At 72.5% G+C, this 20,731-nt stretch carries 19 protein-coding genes; 8 read left to right on the top strand and 11 right to left on the bottom strand.

Annotation, left to right across the window (positions count from 1 at the left end):
• The first annotated feature begins 88 nt into the window (after positions 1-88).
• The 3 genes from OV079_RS40830 to OV079_RS40820 all read left to right on the top strand — a co-directional run bounded on the left by OV079_RS40830 (position 89) and on the right by OV079_RS40820 (position 4,770).
• A complete protein-coding gene (locus tag OV079_RS40830) occupies positions 89-1,978 on the top strand; it encodes a hypothetical protein (RefSeq protein WP_267775109.1) in 1,890 nt (629 codons plus the stop codon).
• The gene (locus tag OV079_RS40825; RefSeq protein WP_267775108.1) at positions 1,975-2,847 is read left to right on the top strand and encodes a UbiA family prenyltransferase; all 873 of its coding nucleotides are present in this window, start codon (positions 1,975-1,977) and stop codon (positions 2,845-2,847) included. The genes OV079_RS40830 and OV079_RS40825 overlap by 4 nt, the downstream gene beginning before the upstream one ends.
• Before the next feature lie 165 nt (positions 2,848-3,012).
• Positions 3,013-4,770, top strand: a complete 1,758-nt coding sequence (locus OV079_RS40820; RefSeq protein ID WP_267775107.1) for a nitrite/sulfite reductase — start codon at positions 3,013-3,015, stop codon at positions 4,768-4,770.
• A gap of 126 nt (positions 4,771-4,896) precedes the next feature.
• On the opposite strand, the gene OV079_RS40815 is transcribed toward OV079_RS40820, so the two are convergent.
• The 3 genes from OV079_RS40815 to OV079_RS40805 all read right to left on the bottom strand — a co-directional run bounded on the left by OV079_RS40815 (position 4,897) and on the right by OV079_RS40805 (position 8,594).
• Positions 4,897-6,219 (bottom strand): tetratricopeptide repeat protein, encoded by a 1,323-nt coding sequence (locus OV079_RS40815; RefSeq protein WP_267775106.1) that lies wholly within the window; start codon positions 6,217-6,219, stop codon positions 4,897-4,899.
• Between the two features lie 267 nt (positions 6,220-6,486).
• Positions 6,487-7,818, bottom strand: coding sequence for a S1 family peptidase (locus OV079_RS40810; protein WP_267775105.1), 1,332 nt, complete (start codon positions 7,816-7,818; stop codon positions 6,487-6,489).
• Between the two features lie 149 nt (positions 7,819-7,967).
• On the bottom strand, positions 7,968-8,594 hold the full coding sequence (locus OV079_RS40805; protein WP_267775104.1) for a hypothetical protein: 627 nt from the start codon (positions 8,592-8,594) through the stop codon (positions 7,968-7,970).
• Positions 8,595-8,868: 274 nt separating this feature from the next.
• Here OV079_RS40805 and OV079_RS40800 point away from each other — a divergent pair, with 274 nt between their 5' ends.
• Entirely contained in the window at positions 8,869-9,153 is a 285-nt protein-coding gene (locus OV079_RS40800; protein WP_267775103.1) for a hypothetical protein, read from the top strand.
• Between the two features lie 105 nt (positions 9,154-9,258).
• Here OV079_RS40800 and OV079_RS40795 read toward each other — a convergent pair whose 3' ends face one another.
• Both OV079_RS40795 and OV079_RS40790 read right to left on the bottom strand, forming a co-directional pair.
• Positions 9,259-10,539, bottom strand: coding sequence for a collagen-like domain-containing protein (locus OV079_RS40795; protein WP_267775102.1), 1,281 nt, complete (start codon positions 10,537-10,539; stop codon positions 9,259-9,261).
• Positions 10,540-10,677: 138 nt separating this feature from the next.
• Positions 10,678-11,073 (bottom strand): AMP-binding protein, encoded by a 396-nt coding sequence (locus OV079_RS40790; RefSeq protein WP_267775101.1) that lies wholly within the window; start codon positions 11,071-11,073, stop codon positions 10,678-10,680.
• A 197-nt stretch (positions 11,074-11,270) separates the two neighbouring features.
• Here OV079_RS40790 and OV079_RS40785 point away from each other — a divergent pair, with 197 nt between their 5' ends.
• On the top strand, positions 11,271-12,164 hold the full coding sequence (locus OV079_RS40785) for an ATP-grasp domain-containing protein (RefSeq protein WP_267775100.1): 894 nt from the start codon (positions 11,271-11,273) through the stop codon (positions 12,162-12,164).
• 155 nt (positions 12,165-12,319) lie between these two features.
• Here OV079_RS40785 and OV079_RS40780 read toward each other — a convergent pair whose 3' ends face one another.
• Positions 12,320-13,156: a PhzF family phenazine biosynthesis protein gene (locus tag OV079_RS40780; protein ID WP_267775098.1), complete on the bottom strand. Its 837-nt coding sequence runs from the start codon at positions 13,154-13,156 to the stop codon at positions 12,320-12,322.
• A 45-nt stretch (positions 13,157-13,201) separates the two neighbouring features.
• Here OV079_RS40780 and OV079_RS40775 point away from each other — a divergent pair, with 45 nt between their 5' ends.
• Together OV079_RS40775 and OV079_RS40770 are read left to right on the top strand one after the other, a co-directional pair.
• Positions 13,202-13,489, top strand: a complete 288-nt coding sequence (locus OV079_RS40775) for a hypothetical protein (protein WP_267775096.1) — start codon at positions 13,202-13,204, stop codon at positions 13,487-13,489.
• 35 nt (positions 13,490-13,524) lie between these two features.
• Positions 13,525-13,851: a hypothetical protein gene (locus OV079_RS40770; protein ID WP_267775095.1), complete on the top strand. Its 327-nt coding sequence runs from the start codon at positions 13,525-13,527 to the stop codon at positions 13,849-13,851.
• Positions 13,852-14,124: 273 nt separating this feature from the next.
• Here the strand turns inward: OV079_RS40770 and OV079_RS40765 are convergent, their stop codons facing one another.
• The 4 genes from OV079_RS40765 to OV079_RS40750 are packed head-to-tail and all read right to left on the bottom strand — an operon-like array spanning position 14,125 to position 18,329.
• Entirely contained in the window at positions 14,125-14,274 is a 150-nt protein-coding gene (locus OV079_RS40765) for a hypothetical protein (RefSeq protein ID WP_267775094.1), read from the bottom strand.
• 17 nt (positions 14,275-14,291) lie between these two features.
• Positions 14,292-15,293, bottom strand: a complete 1,002-nt coding sequence (locus OV079_RS40760) for an FAD binding domain-containing protein (protein WP_267775093.1) — start codon at positions 15,291-15,293, stop codon at positions 14,292-14,294.
• 58 nt (positions 15,294-15,351) lie between these two features.
• Positions 15,352-17,694 carry a xanthine dehydrogenase family protein molybdopterin-binding subunit gene (locus OV079_RS40755; RefSeq protein WP_267775092.1) on the bottom strand — a complete coding sequence of 781 codons (2,343 nt, stop codon included), beginning with the start codon at positions 17,692-17,694 and terminating at the stop codon, positions 15,352-15,354.
• Positions 17,695-17,696: 2 nt separating this feature from the next.
• Positions 17,697-18,329 (bottom strand): (2Fe-2S)-binding protein, encoded by a 633-nt coding sequence (locus OV079_RS40750; RefSeq protein ID WP_267775091.1) that lies wholly within the window; start codon positions 18,327-18,329, stop codon positions 17,697-17,699.
• A 50-nt stretch (positions 18,330-18,379) separates the two neighbouring features.
• Here OV079_RS40750 and OV079_RS40745 point away from each other — a divergent pair, with 50 nt between their 5' ends.
• A complete protein-coding gene (locus tag OV079_RS40745; RefSeq protein ID WP_267775090.1) occupies positions 18,380-19,027 on the top strand; it encodes a hypothetical protein in 648 nt (215 codons plus the stop codon).
• A gap of 39 nt (positions 19,028-19,066) precedes the next feature.
• Here OV079_RS40745 and OV079_RS40740 read toward each other — a convergent pair whose 3' ends face one another.
• Positions 19,067-20,722 carry an alkaline phosphatase D family protein gene (locus tag OV079_RS40740; protein WP_267775089.1) on the bottom strand — a complete coding sequence of 552 codons (1,656 nt, stop codon included), beginning with the start codon at positions 20,720-20,722 and terminating at the stop codon, positions 19,067-19,069.
• Positions 20,723-20,731 lie beyond the last annotated feature (9 nt).

Here is a 20,731-nt window from a genome sequence, read left to right as displayed (position 1 = left end):
CATCCGCGCCCACATGCCCGCTGCCGACGACCCTGCCGCGCGCCCGAGCGGGCCCGAGCCATCCGGGTCGTCCGCGCCGGAGCGGCCCGTGCGGCTCGTCCTCGCCGCGCTGCTCATCGTCGCGTTTCACCTGGCGTGGTTCTTCTACTTCGTCCCGCTCGATGTCTGGTGGACCGACACACCGATCACCGGCGTCGACTTCGAGACCCACGTCGGCCAGACCTGGCGCTTCATGGAGGCCATGGACGGCTGGGGTCACAGCTGGCTGTACGACCCGCGGCTGCTCGCCGGCTACTTGCACGGCGTCATCTTCGACGCCGACAACAAGGGCTGGGAGGTCTGGACCTGGCTTTTGAGCCATCTCGGCGTCCCGGCCGGGCTCGCCTTCAACCTGTTCGCCGCGGCCGCGCACCTCGGCGTGCTGCCGGTCGTCTACGCCTCGGCGCGGCTGTTCGACCTGTCGCGCCGCGCCGCCTTGTGGGCCGCCGCGCTCGCCTCGGCGCTGTGGTTCTTCGACTCCTTCTCGCACTGGTGCTGGTGGATCGGCATGGTCGCCTACGCCCTGTGCGGCTACCTCTCGCTGCTGCCGCTGGCCCTCTTCTACCGCTGGACCCGCCAGCGGAGGCCGTGGCAGGGCCTCGCCGCCGGCCTCGCCCTCGGCGTCGCCCACCTCGTCCATCCTTACACCTTCGTCGTCCTGGTCGCGCCGATGCTGGTGCTGTACCTCCGCGAGCTGCGTCGCCTCGGCGCGCGCGGCCACTTCGCGGTCCTGGCGATGGTCGTCTTCACCCTGGTGCTCAACACCTGGTGGCTCGCGGTCGCCGTCCAGTTCTGGCACTACATCCTCGACTCCGGGTTCTTCGGCCAGTCGGGCCTGCAGTGGCTGCTCGCCGACTACCTCGGCCTCGTCCTCGACACCGCGACCTCCGGCCTCCTCGGCACGCGCACCGGCTTCCGCTTCCTCGTCCTCGGCGGCGCGCTGGTCGGCCTGTGGCGCTGGCGACGGGCCCGCGACCCTCGCACCCTGCCGTTCGTCGTCGCGGTGGTGGCGATGGTGCTGCTCGCCTACGCCTCCGGGTACATCTGGCTCTTCAGACAGATCCAGCCCTACCGCCACGTCCTCCCGCTCGCCTTCCTCGCCGTCATCCCCGCCGCCGCCGCGCTCGAGTCGGTGCGCCTGCGCGAGCTGTGGCGCTCGCTCACCCCGCCCGCGCGCGCCCTGCTGGTCGTCCTCGCCCTGCCGGCCGGGCAGATGCTCGTGCGCGACATCCTCTACTTCACCCCCGCGCACCTGCCCGAGGTCGCCCCGCTCTACAGCGGCGAGAAGGTCCTGCTGGCCGCCAGCGGCTACCCGGCGCACCCGGACTACCGCCTGTTCCCGTCGCGGCCGGAGCACGGCGAGGTGTCGAAGTGGGTCCGCGAGGTCGACGACGGCCAGAGCCGCTTCCTGGTCGAAGAGCCAGCCGTGGGCGAGCGGCTGCACTGGCAGACCGACGCCCAGATCATCGGCGGCTTCCGCTTCCGCAACCTCGAGCACAGCATGGCCAACCTCTACCGGCGCCACAAGTTCGGGGTCGCCGGCGACGACCAGCTGCGCACGTACTTCGAGACCTACGCGGTGCGCTGGGTGATCGTCACCAGCAACGCGACCTGGTGGAACCAAAAGCCCGACCTGATCGTCCCGGCCGGCAAGATCGGCCACCACCGGATCTTCCGCACCACGATCGAGCCGCACCTGATCCAGCAGGGCGGCGGCGAGGTGGTCGCCGCGCCCAACCGGATCAGCGTCACCGGCAGCGACCCGAACGTCGACCTGGTGCTGCGCTTCCACTGGATGGAGTACCTGGTCTGTGAGCCAGGTTGTGAGATCCGCCGCGAGAAGATCGACGACCTCGACCACGTCGGCTTCATCCGCGTGCCCGCGCCGCACCCGGCCGACCTCGAGCTCGTCAACGGCTACGGGGAGGCCCGGCGATGATCGCGGCCCTGCGGATCTTGCTCAACGTCGCGGTCTACCGGCTGCAGCGGCTCGAGATGGCCAACATGGGCGGCGCGCTGCTCATCATGCTCGCGCTGCGGCTGTCGCCGACCGAGGTCGCGGTGCGGCTCGGCTTCGCCTTCCTGCTCAACCTGCTCGTCTACCTCAACAACGACTTCCTCGACCTGCCGACCGACCTGCGCTCGCCCGAGCGCGACGACGCCAACACGCGGTACCTCCGCGACCACCGCGGCGCCGCCGTGGGGGCCCAGCTCGGCCTCGTCGGCGCCATGCTCCTCGTCGCCGGCGTGTGGGACCTCGGCCTGCTGGTCCCGCTGGTCGTCGGCGGCGGCGTGTGCTGGCTCTACTCGGCGCGGCTCAAGCACGTCGCCGGGGCCGACATCACCGCGATGATGATCTGGGGCGCGGCGATGCTGACCGTCGCCTTCCCGCCGACGCACGTGCTCGGGTGGGTGCTGGCCGGCCTGCTCGCGCTCGACTCGGCGGTGTTCGAGACGATCCAGGTCATCCGCGACCACGACGCCGACCGCGAAACCGGCGTGCGCACGACCGCCGTCGCCCTCGGGGTGCCGCGCACCCTCGCGCTCGCCCGCGGGCTTTTGGTCCTCGGCGCCGCCGCCGCAGCCGTCGCCGTCCACCCGCTCGTCGCCGTCCCGCCGATGATCGGCGTCACCCTGCCGCTCGGCCGTCCGGCGCGCTACTGGAACCAGATCCGCCTCCTCCTCGGGGTCGCCTTCCTGTTCGCCGCCGGGTGGGTCTGGCTCCACGGGGCGACCGCCGGATGGCTGGTCCGCTGCGCCGCGGACGGCTGTACGGCCTCACCTGGCCTTTCGATCATGTCGCAATAGACAGGCGCAGATCGGCCGCCGTCCGCCGACATCGGCCGCCCGCCATGCTCTATTTTGCGACATGTCGTGTGTAAAATACCCTGAAGGTTTTTCGTTGAACTGGACGCCCTCGTCCCATATGCTGAACAACGCTTCAGTCTAGCGAAGTTGTCGGAGCGGCCGCACATGTCCCAAGAAGCACGTTATGACACCCACTTCTCGAGCCCCGCGGACGTCGAGGAGTTCGTCTCGGTCCTCGAGCGGTTCGAGCGCGGCGAGATCTCGTCGGAGGACTTCCGCACCTTCCGCTTGAAGCGCGGGGTGTACGGCCAGCGGCAGATGGACGTGAACATGCTGCGGGTCAAGTTCCCCGGCGGCATCATGAGCGCGGCCCAGCTGCGCACCGCGGCCGGCGTGGCCCGGGAGTACACGCAGTACCACAAGGGCCACATCACGACGCGGCAGAACATCCAGTTCCACTTCGTCAAGCTGGCCGACATGCCCGAGGTGATGGGCCGCTTCGACCTCACTGGCGCGACCACCCGCGAGGCCTGCGGCAACACCGTCCGCAACGTCACCGGCTGCCCGTACGCCGGCGTCAGCGGCACCGAGGCGTACGACATCACCCCGTACATGCACGCGCTCGTGCGCATGTGCCTGCGCGAGGAGTGGGCCAACAACCTGCCGCGCAAGTTCAAGATGGCCTTCGAGGGCTGCACCCACGAGGACCACGCGCAGACGGCGATCAACGACGTCGGCTTCCGCGCCAAGATCAAGGACGGCGTGCGCGGCTTCGAGGTGTTCGTCGCCGGCGGCCTGTCGACCAGCCCGCGCCCGGCCTATCGCCTGCACGACTTCATCCCGGCCGACGAGATGCTGGCGCGCACCGAGGCGATCATCCGCGTGTTCGACAAGCACGGCAACCGCAAGAACCGGGCCCGCGCCCGCCTCAAGTACGTCATGAAGACGCTGGGCGAGGCCGGCTTCGTGGCGGCGTACGAGGAGGAGGTGGCCCTGCTGGTCGCCGCCGGCACGCTGCAGCGGCCGGTCGAGCTGCCGCCCGAGGAGACCGCGCCGGCGTGGAACGACCGCGCTCTGGCCGGTCCGCGCGCCGCCGACGACGACCCGCAGTACAAGGAGTGGCTGCGCACCGTCGACCCGCAGAAGCAGTCTGGCTTCGCCGCGGTGACGATCAAGCTCGACCGCGGCGACATCTCGGCCGACCAGTTCGACCAGCTCGCCGAGCTCGCCGAGACCTTCACCGACGGCACCCTGCGCGCCGGCAACCGCCAGAACCTCATCGTCCGGTGGGTCCGCACCGAGTACCTGCCGCACCTGTTCACCGCGCTGCAGCAGATCGGCCTCGCCGACCTCGGCTCCAACACGATCCACGACGTCGTCAGCTGCCCCGGCGCCGACAGCTGCAACCTCGCGGTCACCCACAGCATGAGCCTGGCCAAGCACCTCACCCGCTTCCTCAAGAACGCGGGCAAGTCGACGGGCAGCGTCGAGCTCGCGCGCTCCGCCGACATCAAGATCTCCGGCTGCCCCAACTCGTGCGGCCAGCACCACGTGGCCGCGATCGGCTTCCACGGCACCGTGCGCCACGTCGGCGAGGGCAAGCAGGTCCCCGAGTACCAGCTCCACCTCGGCGGCGGCTTCGACGCCGACGGCGTCCAGTTCGGCCGGCATATCGTCAAGATCCCCGCCCGCCGGGCCGGCGAGGCTCTCCTGCGCCTGCTCGACCTCTACCGCGACGAGCGCGAGGACGGCGAGGACGCGCGCACCTTCTTCCGCCGCGTCACCAAGGAGGACGTCGTCGAGGCCCTCGGCGACGCCATCCTCGACAGCCAGTTCACCAACCTCCGCGACGACGACATCTTCGACCTCGGCCAGGAGCGCACCTTCGACGTGGCCATCGGCCGCGGCGAATGTGCCGCCTGACCGCCCCCCGATCGACCGACCAAGACGCGACAGGCTCTCGGGCCTGTCGCTTTTTTTATGTCCGAATGGACATGTCGATCCGAACATGCTCTCCGAGACAGGGAGCAGCCCGGTGATCTCGAAGAATCACTCCTCCGTGAGCGGCGGCTCGACCTGCACCGGCGCCGAGACCGGCTCGATCGGCGGCGGCGCCATCCAGCCGAACAGCTCGCGCTGCGGCAGGTGGGCGCGGGGCAGCCGGCGCTGCAGCTCGGCGCCGCAGAACTCCACCGAGGCGTCGGTGTAGGCGAACGCCGCCGCGCGCTCCCAGCAGAACTCGAGCGCCTGCGTCGCCGACGCCTCGACCGGCGTCGTGTAGTCGCGCAGCGCCCCGCAGTAGGCCTTGATCGCCTCCTCGGAGCCGAGGCCGTCCGGCACCTCGGCGGCCAGCAGCGTGTCGACCTGCGCCTGCACGAGCACGGCGACCCGGGCCGCCGCCGCGAACGCCCCGCGCGCGCTGTCCTTGCGCGCCGCGATCTTCTCGTAGCGGCGGGTCACGTCGTTGGACTGCTCGCGGATCTTCGTCCAGTAGTCGAGGAAGCGCCGCCGCGAGTCCTCGCTCTTGCGCTTCTGCGCGGCGTACTTCTGGCGGTCGCTGGCCTTCGACGAGTACTGCAGGTAGTCCTCGACGCGGAAGTTCAGGTCGGTCGGGGGCCGCACCGCCAGGGCCGCCTCGAGCTCGCGGTCGGCCACGAGGACCTCCGCCTCGTCGAGCGCCTCGGCGACCTTCATGCGCAGCCACGGGTCCTCGACCGGCGGCAGCGCCTGGCCGAGCTCGATCGCCTGCTTCAGGCGCCGCTGCGCCGAGTCGGCGAGCTGGCGGTCGCGCGGGAACACGGTCACGCTCTGCGCCGCCGGCCCCGCGCACGTCACCGTCGGCGGCTTGCCGCGCTTCGGCGCGTCGATCGGCGCCGGCTTCGACGTGACGCACAGGTCCATCAGCCCGCCCTTCTGGTTGCACGCGCGCCGCCACTCGATCGCCGCGACGGTCACCTCGGCGACGATCCGCCGGCCCGGCCCGCCCTTGTTGCCGTGGCGCACCAGGTACTCGATCGCGTGCTTCTGCCGCGCCTGGTCGTCGGGCAATGTCTTCGGGAGCAGGTCGACGCGGGCCCAGTGGACGATCGCGGCGCGCTGCGGGTCCTTGGCGCCGTAGTTCTTCTCGACCTTCTCGAACAGCGCCAGCGCCCGCTGATCCTGGCCGAGCTGCGCGCGAAGCAGGCCCGCCTCCTGCAGCAGCTCGCTCGCCTCGGCCTCGCCCGGGTAGCGCTCGGCGAACCGCTCCATCGCCGCCGCAGCCCGCTCGAACGCCAGGGTCGCCCGCAGGTGGCGCACGAGGGCCAGCAGCGCGACGCGGGTCGCCGGCAGCGTCGGGAACTTCTCGACCAGCCGCTCGCGCGTGGCCACCATCGCGTCGTACTGGCCGGCGGCCTCGTGACAGCGGGCCGCGTACTCGAGCGCCTCCGCGGCTCGCTCGTGCTTGTCGCCGAGCCGCTGCGCCAGCTTCTCGAGCCGCTCGGCGCACGCCGGCGCGCGCGGGATCTCCGGCCTGCGCGACCGCGACCCCGTCGGCGAGGATCTGCGCGTCCTCCGGCGTCATCGGTGGGGCCGCGGCGATCGCCGCCAGAGCCCCGACGAGCACGCCGAGGCCACGCAACCACGGGAGCGAGCGCCGCGTCATCGTCCTCGCCGCCGGCGCGCCAGCAGCAGCAGGCCGCCGAGCAGCCACGAGCTGTCCCGAAGGCCAGGCTGTCCCGAAGTGCAGGAGCAGCCCCGCTCGGCCAGCTCCCCGCCGTCGGCCCCGGCGCTCGCCTCGTCGCCGCTGTCCTCCTCGCCGGTGTCGCCGGTCGGGTCGATCGGCCCCGGCGGCTCGGGCTGCGGTTGCGGCTGCGGCTGCGGCTGCGGTTCGGGTTCAGGCTCGGGCTCGGGCTCCGGCGGCGGCGGTTCCGGCTCGGGAGGCGGCGGTTCCGGTTCCGGCTCGGGCTCGGGCTCGGGTTCGGGCTCCGGCTCCGGCTCGGGCCCCGGGAACGGCCCCTGGCTGAACGGCTCGCCGCAGATGGCGCTCCAGCCTCCGCTCTGCGCGCTCCGGCAGCCGTCGCTCCACGCGCTCTGCGGATCCATCAAGTCGCCGGGGAAGCCGCCGCACTCGGCCGTGGGCGTCCAGTTGCCCGCAGTGTCGAAGCACGGCGACAGGTCGACGCCCGCGGCCTCCTCGAGCCACTGCATGTGCGGCCAGAACATCTCGTACACCGTGCCGAACCCGCAGACCTCTTCGCCGGGCCCCGGGAACTGATCGCCGAGGTGCAGCGTCGAGGCCGCGCCGAGCAGCCGCCACGTGCCGTCGCCCATGCGCAAGTAAGCCGGCCCGCCGGAGTCGCCGAAGCACCCGCCGTGCTCGGGCCCGACCATCACGATGTCGTTGTTGGCGAGCGAGACCTCGATGACCGTCTGGGTGGTGAACCGCTTGCGGCCGCCGCCGGTGGGCAGCGGGTTGCCCTCGGGGTCGAGCACGGCATTCGTCGCGCCGAAGCCGACGATCGTGACCTGCGAGTTCAGCAGCGGGTCGACCTCGCAGCCCATGATGAGCGGCACCCGCGGCACCTCGGGGACCGGCTGCGCGAGCTTGCAGAACGCGAGGTCGTTCACCGTCGCGTTCGGGTCCCACTGCGGGTGCGTGGCGCACTCGGTCACCGGCACCTGGCGCACCGGCGCCGCGACGTCTTCGCCGAACATCACGCTGCCGGGCACGGCCCACGACGTCTGCGGGTCCATGCAGTGGGCCGCGAACACGACCACGCTCGGGTGCACCAGCGAGCCGGTGCAGAAGAACCCTTCGGTGCTGGCGTCGAGCATCGCCACCGCGCTCGGGAAGTCGCACTCGCCCGCCTCTTCGCCGCCGAAGATCGGCTGCGGCGGCGGCGGGCTCGCGTCCGCCAACTCACCGGCGAACGCCGCACCCGCGACCAGCGCCACGAGCCCGCAGACCACCGCTGCCCCGAGTGTACGCATGGGCTGCAGGCTCCCATCCTCGCCGGCCGCGTGCAAGCGCGAACCGGGTATCATCGCGCGCGTGTACGCCCCCCTCCTCGCGCTCGGACTCGCGGCCGCAGCCCCCGAGTCGAGCGCGACCTCGTCACCCGTCGACGCCACCGCGATCGCTACACGTCCATCGGCCCCCGCGACCTCGACCTCCGCGGCCATGAAGTCGGCACCCCGCTCGCGCCCGCGACTCCAGCATCGACACCCGCGATCTCATCCTCCGCGCCCCCGACCTCGACCGCCGCGCCCGCGACTCCAGCATCGACACCCGCGATCTCATCCTCCGCGCCCCCGACCTCGACCGCCGCGCCCGCGACCTCGACCGTCGCGCCCACAACCTCGACATCCGCGCCCGCAACCTCGTCATCCGCGTCCACAACCTCGACCGCCGCGCCCTCGACCTCGACCGCCGCGCCCGCGACCTCGACATCCACGCCCGCAACCTCGACCGCCGCGCCCTCGACTTCGCCCCCACCGTCCGCGCCCGCGACGTCGACCGCCGCGCCCGCAACATCGACCGCCGCGCCCGCAACTTCGTCACCCGCGCCCGCAACCTCGTCACCCGCGCCCGCGCCGTCGACATCCGCGCCCGCGACCTCGTCACCCGACGCGATCACCGAGCCCGGGCCCGTCACCGAGGCGCCCGCCGATGTCGCCGAACCCCAGCCGTCACCCGTCGACGCCGCCGCACCCCAACCCGTCACGTCACCGCCTCCCGAGTCGACCGCCCCCGCGACGTCCTCCACCGCCTCGCCGTCCCCTGTCGCCTCCCCGCCCCCCACGCGCCCGCGCTGGTGGGGCCCCGATCCGCGCCCGAAGGTCAGCGGCTACGGCGGCCCCGCCCTGCGCCTGTCCGGCCTGAACGGCGCGTTCGCGGCCTTCGTCGGCCTCGAGGGCGGCATCAACATCCTGCAGCGGCTCACCATCGGCGCCTCGCTGCAGTGGCTGCTCAATCCCGTCGACGCCGGGCCGTTCGCCCGCGGCGCGGCCACCCGGATCAACATCAATTACGGCGGCCTAGTGGTCGACGTCGCCTACGTCCGCGGCAAGCGGGTCGCCGGCACGCTCGGCGGCCTGCTCGGCGGCGGCGGCGGTTGCGTGCAGAACCCCGAGAACGGCCGCTGTGCCGACAAGACCGCCTTCTTCGTCGGCGAGCCGCGAGCCGGCCTCCGCATCGTCCTCGCCCCCATCGTCCGCCTGCACCTCGCCCTCGGCTGGCGCCTCGTCGCCGCCCGCACCTGGACCGGCCCGGCCAACCTCGGCGGACCCGTGGGCACCGTGATGCTCGAGTTCGGATGGTTTTGAGGACATGCCTTTCAGGGCATGTTCTTTAAACCATATCGGCTCGCTCGCCGGAGCCCCCGACGCCGACTCTGCCCGATCGCCCGCCTGCGCGAGCGCGACGTCCAGTCAAGCCCCCGGCGGGCTGGCGTACAGCGCTCGCGCGGCCGCCCGCTGCAGCTCGCCGCCGACGGTCCGCGGCAGGGCGCCCACCGGGACCTGGACCAGCGCCGCGACCTGCAGCCCGAGGGCCGCCTGGATCCGCCTGCGCAGGGTCGCGGCCATCGTGTTCAACACCACCCGATCGACCGGTCGGCCCTCCGCCACCACCACGAGCTCGTCGCTGAGCTTGCCCGGGCGCGTCAGCGCGATCACCTGGCCGGCGCAGATCCCCGGCACCCGCGCCGCCTCGCGCTCGATCGGCTGCGGGTCGTAGCTGCAGCCCTGCACCACGATCGCGTCGTCGTTCGCCGCGAGCCCGACCTCGGCGCGAGGCGCCGCGCCCCCCACCTCGACCGCCGAAGCGAATGTCGGGTAGGACATGTCCTTACGGACAGTCGCTCCGCCGACCTTCGCCGTCCGCTCGAGCGACTCGCCCCCCACGTCCTGCGGTCGCAAGGCCGCGCCGACCAGCGACAGCACGTCTCGCCCCTTCGATCCGCCGAGCACCGTCGCGCCCTCGCGGACCACGACCTCTCCCAGGACCGGCCCCTTCGTCACGCGGGGCTGCTCCGCCCGCTCGCTCGCCGGCGCGCTGTTCACATCCTGTCCGCGAGGTCCAGCGAGCACGCGGAGCTGCTGCGCCCGCTCGCTTGCCGGCGCGCCGCTGCTTGCATCCTGTCCGCGAGGTCCAGCGAGCGCGGGGAGCTGCTCCGCCCGCTCGCTCGCCGGCCCGCCGCTGCTTGCATCCGGTCCGCGAGGTCCAGCGAGCACGCGGACCGGCTCCGCCCGCTCGCTCGCCGGCGCGCCGCTGTTTGCATCCGGTCCGCGAGGTCCCGCGAGCGCCGCCGTCGCTTCGCTCGCCGTGACGCTCATGTCCTGCTCGCTACGCCCGCCCGGCCCGCCGAGGCCCGAAGCCCCCGCGCTCGATGCAGTGCTCGCCACGATCTGTTCATGACGTCCCATAAGCTTTTCCTGAGCCTGATTCGCGACTGCCGACTCGGCCGCCGCTGCTTGCACTTTCTCGCCGCCGGTCCCGAACACTCGCACGCGCGACGGCTCGGCCTGCTCCTCGCTCGCTGCCAGCGCCGACTCCGCGATCGCCACCGTCACGCCGAGCGCGTCGATCATTCGTCGCCAGCGGACCGCATCACGGACTGCGGGTCTCGGGACCACGAACGGCACCTTGCGGCGCAGCGGCGCCAGCACTGCCGCGATCAAGCAGCGGTCGAGGCCGGCGCACGCCAGCACCTTGTCGCCCGCCTCGGGCGATCGCGTCTCCGCCAGCGCCGCGTCGGCCGCGGCCGCCAGCGCCGCGTGCGTGTAGCTGGTGACCTGCCCGGTCCCGGTGCGATCCGTCGTACAGACGAGCAGCGCCAGATCGTCCCCTTAAAGTGCCGCGGGCGCCAGGAACACCGGGCCCAGCGGGTGCTCGCCGAGGTCGTCGATCAGCTGCTCGCGCACCTCGCCGAGCGGCGGCAGCGATCCACGCGTCGACGGACGGATCACCCGCTGCGCCTCGGTCGCGCGCATCACCTCCGTCGCCTCGGCGCGCCACACCTCCGGCGAGCGGCCAGACGGATCGGGGAGCACCACCGGCACCACCCCGGCGCGCAGCGCCCCGAGTGTCGCAACGACCATGTACTCGGGGTCAGGTGCCGCGATCGCCACTCGCTCGCCGCGGCGGATCCCCCGCGACACCAGCCGCGCCGCGAAGCCCTCGATCGCCACCACCAGCTCGCCGAAGCTGCGGGCCCGCGTCGCGCCGTCGTCACCGACGATCACGAGGCCCGGAGAGGACAGCCGCGGAGAGCCACGAGCGAATGGACCAGAGTCGACACGCCTCACTTTAGCGGCACGAGGGGCCGAGTCGGATGACGAGGTCGCGCACGCCGAGCATCTCTCGTCATGGAGCCGCGGCCGCTCGGTCTCCCGAAGAGGAACTGCGCGCTTCGCCGTCCGCGCTGATAAGTTTTCAACCCGTGCTGCTGTTGACGCAGGCGCCGGACCCGCCGCCCGAGGACGGCGATGACATCGTCGCCTCCACGCGCGCCGCCGTGGCCGCCGGCTTCGATTCGTTGCATCTGCCGCCAGACGCCGACCACCGCGGCGACTTGCTGGGCCCGATCGCCGCCCTGGCGATGCGTCCCGTCCGCGAGCCAGCCGTGTGGATCGGCACGATCCCCGAACCTGCCACCTATCGCGCCGTGTATGCCGCCCTGCGCGCCCGCGGCCTCGACCTCGTCAACGACCCCGACGCGCACCTGCAGGTGATGGAGTTCGACCGCGCCTACCCGCGGCTCGCCGGGCTCACTCCCACCAGCGTCGTCGTCACCGATCTCCGTGACATCGAGGCCGCCGCCGCCGTCGCCGGCCTGCCCGCCTTCGTCAAGGGCGCCGTCCTCTCGCGCAAGCACCTCGGCTGGCGCCACTGCGTCGCTACGACGATCCCCGAGCTGCGCGAGCGCGTGGCTGCCGTGCTGCGCAGCCCGTTTCACTCCCGCGGCCGGGCGATCGTGCGGACCCTCGCTCCCCTCCGCCATCACCGCGTCGCCGCCACCGACGTCCCGATCGCCCGCGAGTACCGCGTCTTCCTTTATCGCGGCGAGCCGCTGGCTCACGGCTACTACTGGCCGTACTTCCACGACTTCGTGGCGCTGTCCCCCGCCGAGGAGGCCGAGGTCCTGGCGCTGGCCCGCCGCGCGGCCGCCCGCCTCGACGCCCCGCTGCTGTCCCTCGACATCGCCCAGCTCGAGTCCGGCGCGTGGATCGTCATCGAACCGGGCGACCCCCAGTTCTCCGGCCTGAGCTTCATCGCCCCGCGCCCGCTGTGGCGCCGCCTCGCCGAGCGCCTGTCCCGCGAGACAGGATCATGACACTTCTTCGAGCAGCGGACGGACGAAGCGCTCTGCCCATCTCACGTCTCCTAAAAACTATGTCCACTCATTCTTCCGAGTAGTCAAAGTTTACGCCGCTCGCGCCTTTCCCGCCCCTCTCGAACGTCCGCCATCAACTGTCCCACAGGCCATGTCTACATCGACATGTCCCTCAGAACAGCCTCGTCCTCCAGATAGAACGTCCCCGACTTGACCAGCACCGCGCGGCCGGTGATGAGCACCCGCTCACCCGCCAGTTCGCACCGCAGCTCGCCGCCGCGGCGGGACACCTGGCGGGCGCGGAGCTGCGACTTGCCGAGGCGTTCGCTCCACAGCGGCGTCAGCGTGCAGTGGGCCGAGCCCGTCACCGGGTCTTCGGGGATCCCCTGCACCGGCGCGAAGAAGCGCGACACGAAGTCCACGTCCGCGTCGGGTTCGCCGCCCGGCGCCGTGGCGATCACCGCGAACACCCCGGACAGCCGGCTCAGCGCCGCCATGTCGGGCCGCAGCGCGCGGACCTCCGCCGCGCTGGCGAACACCGCCACCAGGTCGCGCGACGTCAGCAGCTCGAGCGGCCGCCGACCGAGCGCCGCGACCACCTCTCCGGACATGTCCTGTGGGACAGGTGGGCGCGCCGGGAAGTCGAGCGTGAACTCCTCGCCGACGCGGGCGACCGCGAGCGGACCGGACAGCGTCCAGAAGCGCATGTGGGTCGGCGCGCCGGCGCGCAGGCGCGAGTGGACGAAGGCGGCGGCGAGGGTGGCATGTCCGCAGAGATCGACCTCGACCTCGGGGGTGAACCAGCGCAGGTCGAAGTCGTCCGTACCGGGGCGCGGCACGTAGAAAGCCGTCTCCGGCAGCGCGTTCTCGGCCGCGATCTGCTGCATCGTCGCGTCGGGCAGCCACGCCCGCAGAGGGCACACCGCGGCCGGATTGCCGGCGAAGCGGCGGTCGGTGAAGGCGTCGACGTGGAAGCAGGCGATCTCGGTCACGCGGGTCAATGTACCGGAGCCCCCGCGGGCCGTCATACTGAGGGCGTGGACTCCCGTTCGCCCATGCGGATCGCCGTCGAGTCGCTGGCCGAGGCTCGCGCCGCTGCCGGCAGCGGCGACCTCGTGCGCGCCCTCGACCTCGTCGACGACGGCCTCGCGGCTCTCGGGCCGCACTACCAGCGCTCCGGCCTGATCGACGACTCGGGCCTCAAGCTCACCCTCGCGGCCGTGCGCCGGCGCCAGGGCGACGCCGCCGGCGCGTTCGCGGCGATGGAGCGCGTCCTGGAGGATCGCATCGCCGCCTACGAGGGCCGCAGCGGCGACGCCTCCTGATCGCCGCGCGGCCGCCGATGTGCTGTCATCGTCCCATGCCCGCCGACCCGTCACCGCCCGCCACGCGCTCGCGCCTGTCCACCGCGTCGGCGGTGCTCGCGGTGATGCCCCTGCTCGCGCTCGGCCTGCGGCTCCTTCTCGATGACTTCGTCCGCGGCACCGGCCTCGCCGCCGACATCGCCTCGTCGCTGCTCGAGCTCAGCCTGCTGTGCGTCCCGCTGGCGCTGCCCATGGGCCTGGCCGCGGTCTGGCGCCACCTGAGCGGCCCCTCGCGCCCGGGCGTGGCCCTCGCGCTGCTCGCCACGCTGCTGGCGGGCGCCGAGCTGCTGCTGCTGATCGTCATCGCCAACGCCGAATTCTGAGGCGCCGCGACCTGTCTCTCGACCCCAAGTCCCGGCGCGCCACGACCTGCCCCTTCGAGCAGCCGCGGGCCGACGCCGCGCGGCCGCGCTTCCTCACTCACGCCCTGACGCGCCCGTAGCTGTCTCTTCAGACAGATGGTCGACGAGGCGCTCGCGTGGTGGCTTCGCCCCGTTGCCGCCCAGTCGCGTGCCCCGCGTCGCCTCAGCGCCGCTCGAAGCACTCGCGCCCCTCGGCGCAGCTCTCCGGCACGCTGAGGCCGCCGTCGGGGCCGGTCACGAACTGCGTGCGCAGGCAGTGATAGTGCTCGAGCGGCTGGTGCTGAACGCGTCGGGCGTGTCGCGCCCGTACACGTGCATCGCCTTGGTCCGCAGGTGGCGGCAGACCGGCTGGTCGGGGTCGACGACGCGCAGAAAAGTCGGCATGGCGGGCTCGCTTTCTCTCACTCCGGGAGCGGCACGCCGGCGACGCGGTGCAGCACCTCGCGGAGCAGCCCCTGGGCCAGCGGAATTTTGTAGGCGTTGTCGCGCAGCGGCTTCGCCTCGGCCAGCGCCGCCTTGGCGGCCGCGGCGAACAGCGCCTCGCTCGGCGGCTTGCCCTCGAGCACCGCCTCGGCCTCGCGGCTGCGCCAGGGGATCGGCGCCACGTGGCCGAGGGCCACGCGCACGTCCGTCATCACACCTGACTGAAGGGACATCTTTACCGCGGCCTCCGCCAGCGGCCAGTCGTGCGACTGCTTCTCCTTGACCGCCGCGTAGCCCGAGCGCTGCTCCGGCCCCGGCTTCGGCAAGATCGCCCGCACCAGCACCTCGCCCGGCTGCAGCGCGTGCTCGCGCTTCGCGTCCTGCTTCGGCGTCACGAACAGCTCGGCGAGCGGCAGCGTGCGCGGCGAGGCCCCGCGGATCTCCACCCGCGCGTCGAGAGCCGTCAGCGCGCACGCCAGAGTCGACGGATGGACGATGAAGCTCGGCCCGCCGCCGAGGATCGCGTGGAACTTGTTCTCCCCCGACACCGCCAGGCAGGCGGAGCCGCCCTTTAAACACACCAGATCGGCGTGGCGGAAGTACCAGCAGCGCGGCCGCTGCAGCAGGTTGCCGCCGAGCGTCGCGGCGTTGCGGATCGTCGGCGTCGCCGCCGAGCCGGCCGCCTCGCGCAGCGCCGCGTGGGCCTCGCCGAAGCCCTCGTGCGCCGCCAGCTGCGCCAGCGTCACCAGGGCGCCGACCTGCACGCCGTCGCCCTCGGGCCCGAGCGCGCGCATGACCTCGCGGTCCGCCTCACCCAGCCAGCGCAGCTCGACCAGCCGCGCCGGCGCCTCCAGGCCCTCCTTCATGCGGTCGATGAGGTCGATGCCCCCGGCCCGCAGCGCGCTGTCCTGCGGGCGCGCGCTCGCCAGCTCGGCGGCCTCGGCCAGGGTCTTGGGGCGGCTCAGCACGAACGGTTGCATGGTCTTTCCATCATGTTCGAGAGGACATGTCCCGAAGGTAACCTCGGAGGTCAGCCGGTCAGCCGCCTCCGCGGGTCGGCACCGCGCCGAGCGCCGCGAGCACGCGGTCGGGGGTGAGCGGGAGGTCGCGGACGGCCACGCCGAGCGCGTCGTGGACGGCGCAGGCGATCGCCGCGGCGGTGGGGATCGTCGACGGCTCGCCGATGCCGATCGCCCCGGTGTTGTTGGCGCCGGTGTCGACCGGCGTGAACACCACGTCGATCTCGCGCGGCACGTCGCGCGCGCCGGCGATCTTGTAGGTCTCGAGGTTGGGGTTCAGCATCACCCCGCGCACGCGGTCCATGACGCGCTGCTCGGTCAGCGCGTAGCTGGTGCCGAGGATCACCCCGCCCTGCACCTGCGAGCGGGCGGTCAGCGGGTTCATCACCTTGCCGCAGTCGTGGACCGCCAGCACCCGCTCCACCCCGACCACGCCGGTCCAGGTGTCGACGCGCACCTCGGCGAACTGGACCCCGGCGATCTGGTAGCTGTTGCCGCCCATGAACTTGACCGGATAGGCGCCGTACGTCTCGGGCCGGGTGCCGGTGGCGACCACCGCCTCGCCCTCGATCTTCTTGCACAGCTCGGCCCACGCGATCGACTTGCTGCCGGCGCGCGCCTGTCCTTCGGACCAGGTCACTTCCTCCGGCTTGCGCCCGAGCTGCTTGGCCGCGAGCGCCGTCAGCTGGGTCTTGACCCCCTCGGCCGCCGCGCGCACCGCCGGCGTCACGCTGGCCGTGGTCACGCTGCCGCCGCTGCCGACCGACGGCCCGAGCTCGCTGTCGCCGAGGCGCACGCGTACGGCCTCGACGGGGCGCTGCAGCACCTCGGCGACCACCTGCGCGACCACCGTGGTGATGCCGCCGCCGATGTCCTGCAGGCCGTTCTTGACCTCGACGCTGCCGTCGCGGAGGACGCTGACGGTGGCGACGACCGCCTTGCCGCGGCCGAAGTCGCCCCAGATCGACGCGGCCACGCCGAAGCCGCGGCGCACCCGGGCCTGCTTGTCGCGCAGCGCCGCCGCCTGCTTGCGGCCGGCGTCCCAGCCGAACTGCTTGCGGCCGAGCTCGAACTGGTGGCGCCGCACCGGGTGCTCGTCGTGCGACAGGCGCAGGTCGAGCGGATCGATCTTCAGCTTCTTGGCCAGCTCGTCGATCGCCAGCTCGAGCGCGAACGCCCCCTGCGGGTGCCCCGGCGCGCGCATGGCCGTGCCAGGCCCGGCGTGGGTGAACACGTCGTGGCTCTCGACCAGCACGTTCGGGCAGCGCGAGTAGATGCCGAACGCGTTGCGCCCGACCCCCGCGCCGGTGCCGATGCCCGCCGACCCGTGGGCGACCACGTGGATCGCCGTCAGCTTGCCGTCGGCGCTGGCCCCGATCTTCACGTGCTGGCGCGAGTCGGGCCGGTTGCCGGTGCACAGGTGCTCCTCCTTGCGGTCGAGCAAGAGCCGCACCGGCGCGCCGGCCTTGCGCGCCAGCTCGCCGGCGATGAAGCCCATGCGCGAGCCCGGGGCCGAGGCGCCGAACTTGGCCCCGAAGCCGCCGCCGAGGAAGTCGGTGTGCACGTGCACGTCGGCCGGCTTGAGCTCGAACACCTCGGCGAACTCGTCGCGCACGCTGAAGATGCCCTGCGTCGAGCACCACACCGTGGCCTGCTTGGGCCCGTCCCACTGCACGACGATGCTGTGAGTCTCGAGCGCCGAGTGCGTGTGCACCTGCGTGGTGTACGTCGCCTCGTGCGAGACCTTGGCCATGCGCAGGCCCTTCTTCGCGTCGCCCTTCTTCATCGACGGCGAGGTGCGGACGTTGCCGCGCTGGCCCGCGCTGCCGCCCGCGCCCGGCTCGTCGCCCTCGGTGCTGCGCTCGGTGACCTTGCCGCGGTGGACCAGCGGCGCGCCGTCCTGCATCGCCGCCGCGGTGTCGACCACGAACGGCTCCGTCTTGTAGCCGACGGCGATCGCCCGCAGCGCCGCCTCGGCCTGCTCCGGCGTCTTCGCGGCCACCGCGGCGATGTCCTGGCCGGCGAAGATCACCCGCTCGCCGGGCTTCACCAGCGCCAGCACGGCCGACACCCCCGGCTGCGACTGCGCCGGCGCGACGTCGATCGACTCGACCACCGCGCACGGGTGCGGGCTGCGCAGCACCGCCGCCCACAACGCGTTCGGCGGCACGATGTCGTGGGTGTACTTCGCCGCGCCCGAGACCTTGAGCGGCGCCTCGACGCGCGGGTGCGGCTTGCCGACCACCTTGAGCTCGCTGCGCGCGTCCCACGGCTTCGGCTCGCCCGCCGGCAGCTGGACCTCGATGTCGCGCAGCTGCTCGGCGAACCCGACCTTGAGCGTGACCCTCTGATCGTCCGGCACGGCTACGCGCTCCCTCCGGCGGCGTCGAGCACCGCCGCCACCACGTTCGGATAGGTGCCGCAGCGGCACAGGTTGCCGGCGATCGCCGCCTCGACGTCCTCGCGCGCGAGCTTCTGCCCGCGCGACCGCTCGAGCAGCCCCTGGCACGACATCAACATGCCCGAGGTGCAGAACCCGCACTGCAGCGCGTCGTGGCGGATGAACGCCTGCTGCAGCACCGACAGCTTGCCGCCGCTCGCCAGGCCCTCGACCGTCGTCACCGCCGCGCCGGCGACGTCGTGCGCCAGCGTCATGCAGCTGTTGCGCGCCACGCCGTCGATCAGCACCGTGCAGGCGCCGCAGGCCCCGCGGTCGCACACGACCTTGGTGCCGGTGACGCGCAGCTGCTCGCGCAGCGCCGCCAGCAAGGTGACGTGCGGCGCGACCTCGACGGTCTTGGCCTCGCCGTTGAGCGTGAAGGCCAGCGGCGCCGGACCCGGCCCGAGCGCGGCCTCGCCGGCGCCGGGCCCGGCCGCGCCGCCGGGATCGTCGGTGGTGGTGGGCGGGCGCTCGCTCGGCTTGCAGCCGGCGAGCAGGCCCGCGGTGCCGATGCCGCGGAAGAGCCCGCGACGGGTAATGCCAGCCCGATCGGACATCAGGCCCACGGTACCACGGCGCCCGGACCGCGTATACTCCCGCCCGCTGCATGCAGACCGACCCTTCGCTGCAACCACTGCTGCCTCTCGTCGACTTCGTGGCGTTCACGACCGACTTCGGCCGCGAGCTCGGTGAGCTCCCGACGTCGGCGGCGCTGCAGGCGGGCCTGTCCCTGGGGACAGCCACGCCGCTCCCGCGCCCCGACGACCGCGTCCGCGCCGCCGTCCGCGACCTGCTGCGCAAGGCCGGCTTCAAGCCGACCGGGCGCAGCAAGCCCGCCTCGGAGTACCTGCTCAAGGCGGCCGGCGACGGCAGCCTCGGCAGCATCAACGCCGCGGTCGACGCCTGCAACGTCGCCTCGCTCCACAGCGGCCTGCCGATCAGCGTCGTCGACACCGACCGCGCGGTCCCTCCTTATTCTGTCGGCGTGCCCCCCATGGGCACCAGCTACGTGTTCAACGCCAGCGGCCAGGTCATCGACATCGGCGGCCTGGTCTCGCTGCTGGACGCCGAGGGCCCGTGCGCCGGCCCGGTCAAGGACTCGCAGCGCACCAAGACCCACCCCGGCACCCGCCGCACCCTGTCGATCGTCTGGGGCACCAGCCAGCTGCCCGGCCTCGCCGCCGCCACCGCCGCCTACTACCGCGAGCTGCTGCACGGCCTCGGCGCCGCCACCGAGCTCGTCACCTTCTCCTGAGGACATGCTCTCGGGAGCATGTCCTTGAGAACATGCTCCTCAGGGCACCTGGATGCCCGCCACCCCGGCGAGCACGCTCAGCTCGGCCTCGGTCTCGACCGCGGCCGTCTCGGCCTCGATCGTGTCGACAATTCTGAACTTCGCCCGCAGCTCGGTGCGCGACAGCTCGACCTTCACGTAGCCGCGCGAGTGGGCATTAAAATATTTGATCTGCGGGATCGTGGCGACCAGTTGCTCGATGGTCTCGGGCGGCACGTCGGTCTCCGAGCTCGACGTGATCGAGGTCGTGACGATCTCGACCGCCACCACCGGCGTGTTGGTGTCGCCCGCCACCGCGTTGACGTCGGCCATGCCGCCGACGTGCAGGTCGCCGGCGAGGATCACCACGTTCTCGAGCTGCTCGCCGGCGATGAAGTCGAGCATCCGCTGGCGCGCCTTCGGATAGCCGTCCCACTGGTCCCAGTTGATCAAGAGCCCGCTGAAGTCGACCTTCGAAAACACGATCTGCTGGGCGATGAGCTTCCAGATCGCCGGCGACGCTGACAGCCCCTCGGTCAGCCACGCCTCCTGCTCCGGGCCGAGCATGTCGCCGTCCTCGGTCTCGAGCTCGCCGCAGTCCTCGCCCGGCTCGTCCATGCACAGCTGGTCGGTGCGGTACTGGCGGGTGTCCAATAAAAACACCTCGGCCAGGTCACCCCACGAGAACTTGCGGTAGATCGCCAGCCCCTCCGGCGTCGGCGGGGCGACGCGGATCGGCATGTGCTCGTAGAAGGCCTGGTACGCGGCGGTCCTGCGGGCCAGGAATTCGGGGTCGTCGACCGCCGAGATGTCGGCCACGTAGTTGTTGTCGACCTCGTGGTCGTCCCAGATCACCGCCCACGGGAACCGGTGGTGCGCCGCCTGCAGCTGCGCGTCGCCGCGGTACAGCGCGTAGCGGTTGCGGTAGTCGAGCAGGGTGCGGCACTCCTCGCTCATGTGCGAGCGGACCGGCCCGCTGTCGCCGTTTTCGTAGATGTAGTCGCCGAGGAACAGCACCAGGTCGAGCTCCTCGGCGGCGACGTGGGCGTAGGCGGTGTAATAGCCGGTGGTGAAGCGCTGGCAGCTCGCCGAGGCCAGGCGCAGCCGTTCGGGCGCGCTGTCGGGGGCCGGCAGTGTGCGCGTGCGGCCGACCGGGCTCGTGAAGTCGCCGGCGTGGAAGCGGTAGAAGTACCAGCTGTCGGCCTGCAGCCCCGTGGCGTCGACGTGCACCGAGTGGGCGAACGCCGGCTCGGCGAGCGCCTCGCCGCTGGCGATGACGGCGGTGAAAGCCTCGTCGGTAGCGACCTCCCACGCGACCGCGATCGCGGTCTCGGGCATCCCCCCGCCGGCGAGTGGGTCGGGCGCGAGGCGGGTCCAGAGGATCACGCGGTCGGCGAGCGGATCTCCCGAAGCCACCCCGAGCGTGAACGGCGGCCCCGGCAGCGCCGGCTCGCCCGTCGTCCCGGTCGTCGTGGTCGGCGCGTCGGTCGTCGTCGGCGTCGCCTCGGTCGAGGTGCCGGTGGTGCTCGAGCTGCTGACCTCGCCGGACCCGTCGGTGCCCCCATTCACCCCGCCGCAGGCGCTCGCCGAGGCCGCGGCGACCACCTGCCACAGGAATTCACGGCGCGTCGGGGCGGTGTGGGGTCGCGGGCGAGGCGGGCGCGGCGGCGAGTTCATGCGCGACCA

Source organism: Nannocystis pusilla (assembly GCF_026626665.1).
GTDB classification, from domain to species: domain Bacteria; phylum Myxococcota_A; class Polyangia; order Nannocystales; family Nannocystaceae; genus Nannocystis; species Nannocystis pusilla.
Note: the sequence above shows the minus strand (reverse complement) of the source record. Positions and strands in the feature narration are given on the sequence as shown.